The sequence below is a fragment of the Steroidobacter sp. genome, assembly GCF_036402275.1.
GTDB lineage: Bacteria > Pseudomonadota > Gammaproteobacteria > Steroidobacterales > Steroidobacteraceae > Steroidobacter.
On the sequence record NZ_DASWTF010000048.1, the window covers coordinates 107,008 to 120,879 of the forward strand.

The 13,872-nt window shown below is 61.5% G+C and carries 11 protein-coding genes; 1 reads left to right on the plus strand and 10 read right to left on the minus strand.

Features of this window, described 5'->3' with window-relative positions; genetic code table 11:
• Positions 1–23: 23 nt before the first annotated feature.
• From VGD45_RS27620 to VGD45_RS27665, 10 genes are all read right to left on the minus strand, one after another.
• A complete protein-coding gene (locus VGD45_RS27620; protein WP_331158619.1) occupies positions 24–977 on the minus strand; it encodes an ornithine cyclodeaminase family protein in 954 nt (317 codons plus the stop codon).
• Positions 978–1,003: 26 nt separating this feature from the next.
• The gene (locus VGD45_RS27625) at positions 1,004–2,263 is read right to left on the minus strand and encodes a D-amino acid dehydrogenase (RefSeq protein ID WP_331158620.1); all 1,260 of its coding nucleotides are present in this window, start codon (positions 2,261–2,263) and stop codon (positions 1,004–1,006) included.
• A 4-nt stretch (positions 2,264–2,267) separates the two neighbouring features.
• Complete coding sequence (locus VGD45_RS27630; protein WP_331158621.1) at positions 2,268–3,089, minus strand: alpha/beta hydrolase; 822 nt, start codon at positions 3,087–3,089, stop codon at positions 2,268–2,270.
• A gap of 98 nt (positions 3,090–3,187) precedes the next feature.
• Entirely contained in the window at positions 3,188–4,663 is a 1,476-nt protein-coding gene (locus tag VGD45_RS27635; protein WP_331158622.1) for a serine hydrolase domain-containing protein, read from the minus strand.
• Complete coding sequence (locus tag VGD45_RS27640; RefSeq protein ID WP_331158623.1) at positions 4,660–5,541, minus strand: TSUP family transporter; 882 nt, start codon at positions 5,539–5,541, stop codon at positions 4,660–4,662. Before VGD45_RS27640 ends, VGD45_RS27635 begins: the two co-directional genes overlap by 4 nt.
• A gap of 13 nt (positions 5,542–5,554) precedes the next feature.
• A complete protein-coding gene (locus VGD45_RS27645; protein WP_331158624.1) occupies positions 5,555–6,718 on the minus strand; it encodes a dipeptidase in 1,164 nt (387 codons plus the stop codon).
• 19 nt (positions 6,719–6,737) lie between these two features.
• Complete coding sequence (locus tag VGD45_RS27650) at positions 6,738–8,891, minus strand: TonB-dependent receptor (RefSeq protein WP_331158625.1); 2,154 nt, start codon at positions 8,889–8,891, stop codon at positions 6,738–6,740.
• 87 nt (positions 8,892–8,978) lie between these two features.
• A complete protein-coding gene (locus VGD45_RS27655; RefSeq protein ID WP_331158626.1) occupies positions 8,979–11,495 on the minus strand; it encodes a TonB-dependent receptor in 2,517 nt (838 codons plus the stop codon).
• A 201-nt stretch (positions 11,496–11,696) separates the two neighbouring features.
• The gene (locus VGD45_RS27660; protein ID WP_331158627.1) at positions 11,697–12,713 is read right to left on the minus strand and encodes a FecR family protein; all 1,017 of its coding nucleotides are present in this window, start codon (positions 12,711–12,713) and stop codon (positions 11,697–11,699) included.
• Between the two features lie 2 nt (positions 12,714–12,715).
• A complete protein-coding gene (locus VGD45_RS27665) occupies positions 12,716–13,210 on the minus strand; it encodes an RNA polymerase sigma factor (protein ID WP_331158628.1) in 495 nt (164 codons plus the stop codon).
• 151 nt (positions 13,211–13,361) lie between these two features.
• Between VGD45_RS27665 and rfaH the strand changes: the two genes are divergently transcribed.
• Positions 13,362–13,871, plus strand: coding sequence for a transcription/translation regulatory transformer protein RfaH (gene rfaH / locus VGD45_RS27670; protein ID WP_331158629.1), 510 nt, complete (start codon positions 13,362–13,364; stop codon positions 13,869–13,871).
• The last annotated feature ends 1 nt before the right edge of the window (position 13,872 follow it).

Genomic DNA, 13,872 nt, shown 5'->3' on the forward strand with positions numbered 1-13,872 from the left:
ACAGCGAGTACGCTCTAGTTGAGTCAGGACAAAGAAACGCCGGCGGCCTCGACCAGCATGCGGGCGACGGCGAGATCTTCGATGGCGGTCCCGACCGATTTGAACAAGGTGATTTGGTCCGTTCCCTGCCGGCCTTGAATTCGCCCGGCTGCGAGATCCGAAAGCTCGCCGACGATGCGCTCGCGCGAAATGACACCACGCGAGATCGGATCGACCACGTCCCCGCCTTCGTGCAATGCGCCGTGCAAGGTGTCGACGAAGATGCGCGAACGCAGCACCACGGCGTCGTCCGACTCACGCTTGGTGGGCTGAAAGCTGCCAACCAGGTCGACGTGCGTACCGGGCTTCAACCACCGACCATGAAGGATGGGAACGGGGCTGCTCGTGGAACACGCGATGATGTCCGCGCTCGCTGCGCCTTCTTCGATCGAATCGATCACGCTGACTTTCATGGAGCGTGGCACGCGCGCTCGAATCGCGTCCGCCGTCAGCTCTGCCTGCACCTGCCGACGACCCCACACGCTGATTCGTTTGATCGGCCGGACGGCGGCGTGCGACGCTGCCATGGTTGGAGCGAGCGACCCCGTGCCCACGATGAGCAAATTCGAGCTGTCTTCTCGCGATAGATACTGAGATGCCAATGCGGACGCCGCCCCGGTGCGCAACTGCGTGATCACAGTGCCATCCAGAATCGCGATCGGTGCTCCGGTCTTTGCGAAGACGACGATCGCGCCCTGCACTGTCACCAAGCCCTTGGGCCGATTCTCGGGAAGAATGGTCAGCAGCTTGATGACCGGTCCGCCGCTGCGATCCATGGCCAGCATCGAGACGAAAAGCCGATCGGCGGAATCGCCGGGAAGCTGCGTCGGTGTGCGAACCGTGGTGATGCCACCCTCTGCAAACGCAGTTCGCAGCGCTTCGACCATGCGCGCGGTCGTCGCCATGGCGCGGATCTGTTCTGCATTCAATACCAGCATTGTCTGTCTCTGGAGCACTCTGTCGGTCAGCTGAAACGTTTCAGCGAGTAGGGATTTGGGTCGATGTCCGGCGCATCGCCGGACAGCAGGCTGGTGAACAAGCGCGCGGAGCCGGCCGCAAGCGTCCAGCCGAGGTGGCCGTGGCCGCTGTTCACCCAAAGATTCTCGACCGGTGTCGCACCGATGATTGCGACGCCGTCCGGCGACGACGGTCGCAGTCCACACCACGGTATGGCCGATCCTTCATTCAGCTGCGCTTCCGGCAGCAACTCACGTGTCAGTGCCAGCAGGTTGCGTACGCGAGCGGGCTTGAGCGACGAATCGAAACCCGCGAACTCTGCGGTTCCCGCGGTTCGCACGGAGCCGTCCTCGAATGGCACGAGTACCGCGTGCAAGTCGTGATCGATCATGGGACGGCGCAACCCGACAATCGAGTTCGCCTCTTTGAAGGTGACGGAGTATCCCTTGGCCGGCTGCACCGGCAAACGAATGCCCGCATCCTTCAATAAAGCTGTGCTGTAGGCGCCCGCGGCAATCACATAACGATCTGCCACGAAGCGCTCGTTCTCGGTGATCACAGCCGCGACACGGCCCCGATGCATCTCGAGACCACGTACGTTGGAACCAAAGCGGAAGTCGACGCCAAGTGCCCTCGCAACTTTGGCGAGCGCCTCACAGAAGCGCTGCGCGTCGCCGACTTCATCGCTCAGATAATGGATCGCGCCACTCAACTTGTGTGCAATCGGCCGCAACGCGGGCTCCAGCTCGACGAGCTCCGCAACAGTCAAACGCCGCGCGACCAAGCCGTCCGAGAACAGCTGCACCGTTTCTCGACAAGCGCTCCGCCACGCCTCTCGATCCCGAAACACCCCCAAACTGCCACGCGCGGCACGTCCAAACTCGACTTGAGCCTGCTCGCGCAGTGCATGCATCGCCTCGAGCGAATGCAGCGCCAGGCGCAAGTTGCTACGACAGTTTCGCTCGAAGGCGGCGGCCGTGGAGTTCCGCAGGAAACACGTTCCCCATCGCATGAGCCGCGGCAACACGCTGAGCCGCAGCTGCAAGGCTGTATCGGATCGCACCAGGGAACGCAGCAGGATCCGCCACGAGCCCGGGCCATTCCACGGCTGACACATTCCGGCCGTCAGCATGCCGCCATTGGCGAAGCTCGCCTCCCGAGCCGGTCCCTCCGCGCGTTCGAGCACAGTCACGTCGTGCCCGCGTTGGCGCAGAGAATAGGCAGTCGTCACACCGATCAGGCCACAGCCGACGATCACTATCTTCATCGGTTCACTCGGCTTTCAACAGCGTTCGTAAACCCCAGCTGAGACTTCTGGGCAGCGTCGTCGCATGGTCCTCCGCGGGAAAGAAACGCATGCGAAGTTCGAGCGAAGGATACTTTCGCTCCGTCAACACCTCGGCCATCCGCGACGTCGAGCTGACCAGGCCGATGCCTGCAATGGTGGGCTGCGTGACTTCCTCTTCTCCGGCCGCGAACAACACCTCCGCTTTCAGATCGTCATGCGTGCGCGCATAGCGATTCTCGAGTTCGAAGAAATAGCCGTTGCCACCATACAGTCCGGCGCTGGAGCAGATGTATTTCTGAAAGCCTTCCGGCCTGGCCAGCAACGCGTACGTGCAGAATGTCCCCCCGCTCGAATGGCCGAACAAAATGTGCTGATCGGCCAGGCGATATTTTTTGGCCAGCGCCGGTCTGACTTCATCCAGCAGGAACGATAGAAAATGCGGCGCGCCTCCAGCCCGCTCGGCGACACCCATGCCGGATTGCCTGGTGAACTCGTCCAACGCTTTGTTCGCTTCGTTGAAGACATCCCGACCCGGCGCTGTGGTGCGCTTCCAATCGTCGAAGGGACTGAAGTCGTAGGCTCGCCGTGTTTGAAATTCTTCCACGGCTTCGGGCGGAACTCCGACGCCCACGATGATCATGCGCGGGACCTGCGTCGTGAGTCGGCGCACTGTGTTGAGGCTCTCCGCAAAGATCGCGTGCCCGTCCATCAGCCATAGCACCGGATAACGCGCGTCGCCCTGATCGTAACCAGGTGGCAAAGCGATCTGAATCTCGTGGTCCCACGGCAGCTGCTTGCCATGCATTCGAAGCGAGGGTTCAACGCCCGCGGTCTGCGCAACGGCAGAACCGAGGACGCCTTGTAGAAGCGCGCCCAGGAGAGCTAAGTAGCAATGACGCATATTTACGCCGTGCGAGGGTACAAGCGCATGAAGGCCGAGGCATAGCGCATGCGTCCATCCGAGCCAGGCTGCACGAACTTCAGTTCCAGGTTGGGCGAGCCCGGAATCACCGCCGCTTCGAACAGATCATCGCCCATCGGAATCAGCTTGGAGGGCGGCGCCGATTTGTTCACATTCTGTAAGCCATCGATCTTTGCGCCGAAACGTGCGCCCAAACCGCCTTCGTGAGCGATCACCTCGACATGGGTGAGATTGTTTTCGTACACACCAATGTACGGACGCGGATCGGCGGGCCCACTCATGGGCTGACGCTTCTGCGGCTTGATCCCCGTCCACGTCGCGACGATCGGATCCATGAACGATTCCACGACCTGCATCGCTCCCGGAGAGTTCATCAGCAAAGCCATCGCACGGCCGCTGGCGGGATGCGCGTACAGCCTCGCGTGCACGCCACGACCGCCACCCGCGTGCGAGAGCACGCCGCCCGGCAGGAGCCACCAACCCAGTCCGATATCAGTAGGCGAAGACATCGGCACGAACGCGGCAGTCTTCTGAGCCATTCGCGCAGCTGATGCCTCCGATAGAATGCGCTTCCCGTTCGGCCCGACGCCCATTCCACCGTTCATCATCGCCCGAGCGAACGTCACCAGATCGCTCGCCGTCATCATCATCGTTGCGCCGGCGGGCGAAAGACTCGGCGCCAGGAACGATTTCGGCGACTGCACCAGCTTTCCCGTCTTGTAGTCGGTGATATCGCCGGTGCTGACACGGAAGCGCGGTACGTCCAGCGGATCGACCAGCGAATGGGTCATGCCGAGCGGCTCGAAGATTCGCGCCTTCATCAGCGTGTACCAGCTGTCCTTGAACACCCGCTGCGACAAGTATCCGGCGATCACATGTCCGATGTTGCTGTAGGACGCGGCTTCTCCCGGTGCATGCACTTGCCCGAGATCGGCGCAGCGGTCGATGCAATCGACGATGCGCTCCCGATCGGGGCCGAACTCCGGCAGCCACTCGCCGTCGATGCCGTTGGTGTGATTCACCAACATCTGGCAGGTGATCCGCTGCAGCGCTTGCTTGTCCCGCAGGCGCAGCTCTGGCACATGTTTGATCGCCGGATCATCGAGCGCGATCTTTCCATCGTCCACCGCCTGCATCATCAGCGCCGTGTTCAACACTTTCGTGACCGAGCCGATGAACATCACGGTGTCGACCGTCACCGGATCGCCGGTGACGCTGTTGCGCAGACCGGAAGCCGCTGTATGAAGCTGCTCGCCGTCCCAGTACGCAAACGAGGCTCCCGTGACACCAGCGGCAACCCGCGCCGCTTCCAGTTGCTGCGTGTAACTGCTTGCAGCCTGGGTTTTTGGCTTTGCTGCCGTAACAGCCGCCGCGGCCGAGTGAACCGATGCCATGGAAGCGACGGCAGCGACGCCCGTGCCCGCCGTGCTCCTGAGAAACTCGCGACGACTGGTCATGCAACCTCCAAATTCGATTCGCGCATTGCCGCCAGCAGCATCTGCACCGATGCATGCAGCACTACGAACACGATGAGCCAACGCAGCCAGACGATCGGCAGCGACTTCACGATCAAGCCTGCTATCAGGACGGCGGGAATACTGCCGACCGTCAGCGCCAGCGCGACACGCACGTTCAAACGACCGCTGCGTATGAAGCGCAGGCTGCCGATGGGCATCAGCAGCGCGCAGGAACCCATCATGATTGGGAACGCCGCCAGGGGATTCATGCCGAGCATGCTCACCAGCACCAGGCACGGCGCGTAGAGCCCGATGCCGAGCATCATCAGTGCACCGAGCACGAAGTTTCCGCCAATCGCCAGAACCAGCGCGCCGCCCCTCAGGCCCACGGCATCGCCGCCTCCCGGCATCAAGTTCAAGTTTGTTGCCAGAAACAAGGTCGCCGCCAGTAACAGCGCTACACCCATGCCGACCTGAATAGCACGTCGCGGCAGTCGCGAGACAACACCTCCACCGACCCACGCCCCGACGATGGCCGCCGCGATCATGCTGAAGAGCGTGATCGGATCGACCGTGACCGCGGCCACGAAGATCAGCGCCTGAGCCACAGTGGACAGCGCATAGCCGACATTGAGCGTGCCAGGAATCTGTTCGTCCGAAACACGTCCTGACAGCTTGAACATCGCCGTCGTCGTGGCGAAGGAGCCGATACCGAGCGTGTCGAAGAACTGAGCAACAAAGCCGAGCGCAGTATCGCCAGCTCGCGGCTTGCTGGATTCGTCGCCGCGACGCTCGCGAATGGCAACGAACAACTGCGACGCGTACCAAATGCCGATCAGAACGAACGCGGCCAACAACAGTCGAATGGCGGTGGTCATGAGCGAAGCTGCCTCATGCCCCCCAGACCTTTGCGTACACGCGCAGTAGATTCTCGCCGAGCAGTTTGTGAATCTCGGCATTGGACCAGCCTCGCTGAATCAGCCCGCGCGTCACGTTGGGCAGTTTGGCGATGCTGTCGAAGCCGTCGACGTACAGCCATGGCTCTTCGCCGATCAGATCAGGCGTCATGACTTCGCGATTGATGCCGCCCGCCATCGGCCCCACCATGGCCACCTCGACGTTGTCGCTGCCCAGGCTGATGTGATCCGGACCGACCCGTTTCTTGAGGTAGTCGAACTGATCCAGATAGCGATCGAGGCCGACCTGAGGGCTTTTGGCGAGCCGGGCGTCCTTGCGGCTCCGGCCCATGAAGTCGCTCACCGCGGTAATACCGATAACGCCGCCGGTGCCGGCGATCTCGTCTATCAACCGATCGCTGATACAGCGTGGATTGTCATTGAGCGCGCCGATGTTCGTATGACTGCACACGATCGGCACGCCGGGCGACATGGCGATCGCGTCGAGCGATGTTTGTTCTCCGGTGTGGCCGCCGACATCCAGCACGATGCGCAGCGTGTGGATCTGCTCGACCAGCCGCTGTCCCGCGCGCGTCAGCCCCACATGGCTTTCCAAGCAGCCGCCGCCGAAGATGTTGACCACGTTGTAACAGAGCCCCAGCATGCGTAACCCGATCTCGTGATGGATGCGCAAGGGCGCGATGGGGCTGCCAATGGGCTGGTTGAAACTGGCGCCGAGGAAGTCCGCGTGTTGATGACTGATGACTTGGGAGATCTTGCCTTCGCTGTGCAGCCGTCGGATGTCCTCCACCGACTTCGCCAGCGCGATTTCGCTCTTGTGACGGTCCAGCCACTCGAGCAATCCCGAGTAACCCTCTAGCGTGCCCGGCGAACCATTCACTCGACAGTTCACACCGCCTTGTTGCAGCAGTTTGTGATAGTTCTCACCAATGCCGTTGCCCACACCCTCGACGACCAGGGTGCCGCGTTGAACTTGTAAGGCGTCGCGCCCAGTGCTGCGATCGTTCGGATCGAGTCGCGCTTGCCGGCGCGGCGCGGACGGCTGCGCTTCCGATGCGGCCGCCGTCATCGGCGCGGATGTGATGCCGACGGCTGCGCCGGCTGCGGCGGCGGCATTCAGGAAATCGCGCCTGTTCATCGAGCCACTTCCTGGTACTTTAGAAACTCGCACGGACGCTGACACCGTAGTAGCGCGGCTGGTTGTAGATGGCACCGGTCGTGACGCTACCGAAAGGAGCAATCAGGCTCAGCGGCAGAAGCGCTGTCGTATATGTTTCATCGGTGGCGTTCTTCACGAAGGCAGACACGGTGTAGTTGCGCCAGTCGAGCGACGCGCGAAGATCGACCAGAGTAAATGGTTCGCGCTCATACAGTGGCGCATCGGCGCGATTCACCTCGCCCCGGAAATTCGTTGGCCCTACCCGGCTGATCGTCGCCAGCAGATCCAACGTCATCGTGTCGTTGAGCGGAATGTTCAGCTTGGGAGTCAGCTGCAAGTTCCACAGCGGAGCGTTCTGCAACTGCTCGCCGAGCCGCGCCTGCCCTGGCTGTATAGTCGGAGAAAGCTCGCTGGGCTCAGCCACGTTGTAACCGCCACTGAAGCTCACCGAAAATGCGTCCGTGAAGAGATAGGACGCCGACAGCTCGGTCCCGTACGACTCGATCGCTCCCACCGGCACGGTGGTGATTCCCGGTCGATTGAGGATGGGGTTATTGACGAAGGCACTGCCGTTGAACTGGCTTGCGTCGATATAGAATGCCGCGAGCTCGACATTGCCTCTGCCGTCGGCAAGCGTGCTCTTCACGCCCGCTTCATAGGACCACAGCTCTTCCTTCGGATAGGACTCGAAGACCGTGCCAACCAGTCCGCTGTTGAACCCGCCTTCCCGGAACCCCTTCGCGGCCGTCACGTAGGCCTGCCGGTCTTTTGCGAACCGATACTTCAGCGAGATTTTCGGTTGCGTGGAGCTGAAGGTGCTGGACAGCAGCGATCGACTGGCGGGATCGACCTGAGTCTTGTCGATCGAGTCGTAGCGAATGCCCGCTCCCAGGACCCAACGGTCGCTCAGCTCGTACTCCGCGTCGCTGAACAAGGCATAGCCATCGAACTCGCCCTCGCCGACCGGCTGAAACGCGATCAAGGTCGGAAACGCGACGAAGACGCCTGTTGGATCCCCGACCGGACTCGTGCCTTCGGTGTAGTACGCGCCGGCGAGCCAGTTGATCGGCCCGTCACCGCTCGAGTTGAACCGCAACTCCTGGCTGAATGCGTCGCGCTCGTAGAAATTCGCGCTGTGAGTCAGATCCAGCTCGCGATTGTCGATATCGACCAGCACAAAGCTTTCGCTCTTGTCGTAGGTGCTGGTCGTGACGATGTCGAACGCGCCCGCCGAATAGGTCAACCGGAGCGTCGCCGCTCGCTGCTGTTGCTCCGACCCTTGATGTTGGCCGGCAAAGGGGCCGACCTGAAACGGCGCGGTGAGTCGCAGCACGCCGTCGTCATCATTCAGGTCCTTGACCTGATGATAAAGATAGGCGCCGGCCGACTTGTCCACGTACGACAGTTTGAGATCGGCGCTGAATCGTTCGCTTGGCGCCAGGACGAGTCGTGCGTTGACGCCGTCATAGTCATCGAAGTCGGCGTCACTGCCGTCGACGAAGTTACGGAAGCCGTCCTGGCGTTGCGAGCCGAGGGTGATGCGACCGCGAAGTATCTCGGTGCCGAACAGCGGTCCAGCGAGCGAGACTGAACCTTTGAACGTGTTGCCGTTGCCCACTTCGGCGTAGATATCCGCTTCGAGGTGGTCCGAAGGTGCGCGTGTGATGTAGTTGATGGCGCCAGCGAGTGAGTTGCGTCCGTACAGGGTGCCTTGCGGTCCTTTCAGCACTTCGACACGCTCCACGTCATAGAACGGCAACGTGAAGGCGGCCGGGTCGACCTGATAAGCCCCGTCGATGTAGAAGCCCACGCCTGGAACGCCGCCGGTCGGAGCGCCGAGCCCGCGCATCACGACCGGAACTTCGAAAGGACGGATCGCGCTGTAAAAGAAGTTGGGAATGGTCGTCTGGAGATCGGAGAGTGCCGACACGCCCAACTCATTCAACTGCGTTCGATCGAGCACCTGGACGGTGGCGGGAATGTCCGACGCCCGCTCTTCACGCTTGCGCGCCGTCACGATGACTTCATTGATTACCGGCTCGGCGAGCGGGCTCTTCGTGCTTTCGCTGGAGTGGGCGGCACCTGACGGCGCCACGCTCGTGAGTGCGACCGCGACGCCTGTGGTCGTCACGCGGAATAGCTGAGCAAACATATCGGTCCTGAGAGCTGGGGACGCGTCGGGTCGCATCGACCGTTTGCACGGTCGATGGACCTTCGCCATCCGTTTCGCTCGATGCGTTTAGAAGCGTGCCAGCGCGCTCACGCCGATGGTGCGCGGCTGAGAGATCGCCGGCATTCCGGTGCCGCGCCAGTTCAGCGCTGAGAAGACGGCGCGCTCATTGGTGACGTTCCGCACGAACAGCTGCAGATCGACATTCCGCAATGTCAGACCGCCACGGGCATCGACGTTCGTATAGGAAGGCAGCACGTACTGGACGTACGGTACGGAATTGTCGAATACCGCGTTCCGTTCGCCCACATAGTTGACACTGGCGCCGACACGCGGATCCCACTGCCCCGCGAACTGATAGTCAGCGCTCAAGCCGCCGCTGAAACGCGGCACTGCTGGCAGAAACTCTCCAGCGCGGCCACCAAACGCAGGCTCATCCTCATCCAGCGTCGCATCCTGATAGGCGAGCGCCGTGGCAATCTTCAACTGCTGCAGGGGACGCAGCGTCAACGCCAACTCCGCGCCTTTCACTGTCGCACCATTGGTTGCGTTGTCCGTGAAGCCGAAACCGCCGACCACCCGATTGATCTTGATATCGCTCCAGTCGATGTAGAAGATCGCCGCGTCGATGCCGAAGCGCCGGTCGCTGGTCTCTGCCTTATAGCCCAGCTCATAACTCTTCAGATCATCCGGATCGAAGGGCGCCGTCGGCGTCGTGGTGCCGGTGGTCACATTGATGCGGGGATAGTTCGGGCCGCCCGGCCGGAAGCCCGTGGCATAACGCGCGTAGACGGTGTTGCGATCGTTGAAGTGATAGCGCGCATTGGCCAGATAGGTCTTGACGTTCTCTTCCGAACCACCCGCTGTATCGATTCCGGAACCAAACAATCCCCGGGGCGACTGGGCGGTATTCTGCTTGTCATGCGCGTAGCGCATGCCGACCGTGACATCGAACTTGTCCGTGAAGTGCCAGGTCAGGTCGCCGAAGCCGGCGTACTCTTCGTAGCGATTGGTGGCGCGAAAGTCCAGGACATTGGCGGTCGTGGGATTGCCCGCCAGATCCAACGTATCCCAGTACGTGCCGCCCCAGAAGTTTTCACGCGTATAGAACACACCTGCCAGCCATTCGAGCCGACTCGATCCGTCCGAAGCCAACCGGATTTCCTGCGTAAGCTTGTTCCACTGGCCCCATTGCTGCTGGCCGAGTGCGCTGAAGTTCGGACCCAACAGCGCCCTGATGATTGCCAGGTAGTTCGGCGTGGGCGCGTGCGTGAGGTCCTGCACGTACTCCAGATCGTTCTCTTGATAGCCGGTAATCGAAGTCAGTGTAGCCGGCCCGAAGTCATAGGCGATCGTACCGGTGTAGAGCTGATACTTGCTTTCCGACGGCTCGGCGAGCGCGCGGCTTTGATCCAGCTCGCCGTAGATCGGCTTGCCCTGAAAAGTGTAATCGGTGGTGCCCTCACCGTCGCGGGATACCGTTTGCGTGAAAGCGGCGAGGCGGATCGAGAACGCCTCCGAGGGCTGATACAAGAAATCGACTCGACCGCCGTCGACATTGGTGGCGTTCACGTCTTCCTTGTCCAGAGCCACGTTGTCGATGTAGCCACCATCGTCCGAGTAAAAGCCACTGACCCGCAGAGCGGCTGCATCCCCAAGCGGTATGTTCACGGCACCGGAAGCACTGTAACCAACACCGCCGTCCTCCACGCTCGACACAGAGGTCAACACTTTGCCACTGAATCGCGTCGGATCGGGCTTCACACTTACGTACTTGATGAGTCCGCCCATGGTGCTCGCGCCGTAAAGCGTGCCCTGGGGTCCGCGCAATACTTCGATCCGCTCTACATCGGCCAATCCCAGATCCAGGGATCGAGTCGCGCTCAGCGTGCTGTAAGGAACATCATCGACCAACGTGCCGACTGTTGCGCCGATGTCGGTGCCCGCGGTCACGCCACGCAACGTGACTTGCGTCGAGTTGGCGCCCGAAGTCATGAAGCTCAATCCCGGAACCGTCGCTGCGAAATCTCGAAACTGAGTCATACCCGTGGCAACGATCTCACTGCCCGATAACACCGAAACCGACATCGGCACATCGATCAATCGTTCGTCGCGCTTTTGCGCAGTGACGATGATTTCTTGTATCACCACGGAGGCCGAGTCATCGTCGCGCTCCTCCGCCGACGCCGACTGCTGGGCAGCCTCGGCCTGAGCGAGCCGCAACTGCGAACCGTCATCGGCCAGGTTGCGCAGCGAGATGGATGTTACTTTGTCGCGAGCCGGCGCGATCACTATGGAATTCGCGGCAGTTTGTTGTACCACCAGCTTGGTCCCGGCCAGGACGAGCTTGATGGCTTCCTCAGGCGACAGCGTACCGCGCAACGCCGGAGCGGTGAGGTTCTCGACCGTCTCCGGGTCGAACAGGATATTCGTGGTGGTCTGGCTGCCGATGGCGCGGAGCGCATCGGCGAGCGGTTGCGGAGGAAGGTTGAATTCGTAGTTCGATTGAGCATTGGCCACGCTGCCAATCGCTCCGAGGGTACACAGGACTGCTGCCGCCAGCAGTTTGTTACGGCGGGTCGTCATTGCTTTCTCCCCATATTATTCTGCGTGTGTCGCGCCCAGGCTACCGCAGGGCATGTGCCCAGGAGTGCGTGGTCTATGAAGGTAGACGACCTGCGATGCGCGACACCGCACCTGGGGATCGAAAGATTGTTCGGACGCGACGTTTGGCAGATTCGCGCGATCGTTGTGTTGTCCACGAAGGCCAGTTCGTGGACGACGCGCTCAATTGGACGCAGGCGTATGCGCCGTGGCGAGGTGAATCTCGCCCGAGTGATGAAGGACTTCCAAGCCGTACAGCTTCGAGATCATCCGGGCGAACGTTTCATTGTCAGCGGTATGGTAGATGCCGCTGATCTTGAGGCCGGCGATGGCCGGGTCGTCGATGACCAGCGTGTTTTCGTCATAGCGGTTCATCTCGGCGATGGCCTCGGCGAGAACCGTCTTGTCGAGCATGACTTCGCCACGGCGCCAGGCGGTCACCGCGTCGAGGCGCGGCTGGTCGAGTTGCGGCGGCTTGCTCTTGGCAACTACCAGCCGTTGACCCGGAGCCAGAATGGTTTCTTCGACAGGCAGTGGCGTCTGGATATCGGCGCCGAGACGGTCGGGCAGCGATGACACCGTCACCTTGCCCTCCACCAATGTCACCATCGTGCGCGTCGGTTCATATCTGATATTGAAGGAGGTGCCCAACGCGCGCACCTGATGGTCTCCGGCACGGACCAGGAAGGGCCGCGCCGGATCTTTAGCGACATCGAAATAAGCCTCGCCTCGATCGATGCGCACGCGCCGTTCTTCAGCGCGATAGCTGATGGCGACCTGCGAATCGGAGTTCAACGTGATCCGAGTGCCGTCGGATAACCGGACGATGCGTTGCTCGCCGATGCCAGTGGCGTAGGTCGGATTCAGCCAGAAATAGTTGGCGCTCCATAGACCGCCACCGATGAACACGAGCGCGAGCGCGGCGGCCAGCAACCACTGTCGCGCCGGCGAGCTTGCTAAAGCACGAGGGCGAGGCGCTAGCCGCGCCACCCCGGCAACCGGTGCGGTGCCGGCCTCCCAGGTTTCGGTGACACGCTCGAACTGCCGGCCGTTCTCCGGATCGGCGGCCAGCCAGGCTCGAAAACCAGCTTCGAGGTCGGCAGTCCGGTCCGGGCCATGCAGCCGAACGATCCAAACGGAAGCCTCGGCGCGGGCGGCCCTCCGTCTTATGTTCATCGCTTGTTCGGGTGTGCTTTCCATGTCTACTTTTCCTGATCGGTCTCCTGATCCATCCAGTCGGTGAGAAACAGCACCGCCTTCGCTGCATGCTTCTCGACCATACTGAGCGTTATCCCCAGCCGATCGGCAATCTGCGGAAAACTATAGCCCTCCACGCGATTGAGCAGAAAAACTTCGCGGCGGCGTGGGCTCAATGCGGCCACGCCCTGCTTCCACCGAAGTAGACGTTTTTGACTGGCGTACACCTCATCCGGGCTGGGATAGGGATCGATGAGGACGATCTCTTCCAGCAGCCCCTGTTGGAGAGGAGCCCGCTGATCCCTCCTCGCCTGGTCCGTTGACAAGTTCAGGGCGGTGCGCACCAGGAACGCCTCCTTCTTCTCCACCGCGTGATCGCGGCAGTACAGCTGGAGGCGAAGAAACGCTTCCTGGATGAGGTCATCGGTGTCATCCACGGTGCGACCTCGGCTGCGCAACAGGCGCCGGAGCTTGAACAGCAGAGTTCGCAACTCATCCATGGCCCGAAGATGTCACGACGCGAACCGTACTTCAATCGCTGCAGCGCCCCCTGCAAAAAGTTGAATCGGACAGGTGCGGTGCGCAGGCGGCCGGGACGTCTACCCCGAATAACGTGCACCAAATCGTGGCCCGCATCGAGCCTGGCATCCCATGACCGCATCGAACTGCAATGAGCTGCGTTGGTACCTCATCCACTGCAAGCCGCGCGAGGACGAGCGTGCGCTGGAGAACCTGGAGCGACAAGGCTTTGAATGCTTCCGTCCTGCCCGCCAGGTCGAGCGTCGACGAAACGGGCGCAAATGCACAGTCGCAGCCCCGTTGTTCCCGAACTACTTGTTCATTCGCCTGGACCGCGTGCACGACAACTGGGCTCCCATCCGCTCCACACGCGGTGTGATTCATATCGTCCGGTTCAACGAATTCCCGCTGCCGGTCGCCGACGCAATCATCGAACGTATCCGTTTGCGCCTCGCCGAGGACGATATAGAGCCTTATCTCAAGCCGGGCGAGCGAGTGCGCATTACCGAAGGCGCGTTCGCTCAGTTCGAGGCGATCTTCGTTGCCAACGACGGGCAAGACCGCGTCGTGCTGTTGCTCAACATCCTGCAACGGCATCAGGAGCTGAGCTTTCCGCTCGAGGCCGTGCGTAAGCTGGGCTGAT

Bases quoted from the DNA above. Each gene is read 5' to 3' on its own strand.
- VGD45_RS27635 (WP_331158622.1), bottom strand. From the start codon at position 4,663: ATGACCAGTCGTCGCGAGTTTCTCAGGAGCACGGCGGGCACGGGCGTC.
- rfaH (WP_331158629.1), top strand. From the start codon at position 13,362: ATGACCGCATCGAACTGCAATGAGCTGCGTTGGTACCTCATCCACTGC.
- VGD45_RS27620 (WP_331158619.1), bottom strand. From the start codon at position 977: ATGCTGGTATTGAATGCAGAACAGATCCGCGCCATGGCGACGACCGCG.
- VGD45_RS27630 (WP_331158621.1), bottom strand. From the start codon at position 3,089: ATGCATGGCAAGCAGCTGCCGTGGGACCACGAGATTCAGATCGCTTTG.
- VGD45_RS27665 (WP_331158628.1), bottom strand. From the start codon at position 13,210: ATGGATGAGTTGCGAACTCTGCTGTTCAAGCTCCGGCGCCTGTTGCGC.
- VGD45_RS27655 (WP_331158626.1), bottom strand. From the start codon at position 11,495: ATGACGACCCGCCGTAACAAACTGCTGGCGGCAGCAGTCCTGTGTACC.
- VGD45_RS27640 (WP_331158623.1), bottom strand. From the start codon at position 5,541: ATGACCACCGCCATTCGACTGTTGTTGGCCGCGTTCGTTCTGATCGGC.
- VGD45_RS27645 (WP_331158624.1), bottom strand. From the start codon at position 6,718: ATGAACAGGCGCGATTTCCTGAATGCCGCCGCCGCAGCCGGCGCAGCC.
- VGD45_RS27625 (WP_331158620.1), bottom strand. From the start codon at position 2,263: ATGAAGATAGTGATCGTCGGCTGTGGCCTGATCGGTGTGACGACTGCC.
- VGD45_RS27650 (WP_331158625.1), bottom strand. From the start codon at position 8,891: ATGTTTGCTCAGCTATTCCGCGTGACGACCACAGGCGTCGCGGTCGCA.
- VGD45_RS27660 (WP_331158627.1), bottom strand. From the start codon at position 12,713: ATGGAAAGCACACCCGAACAAGCGATGAACATAAGACGGAGGGCCGCC.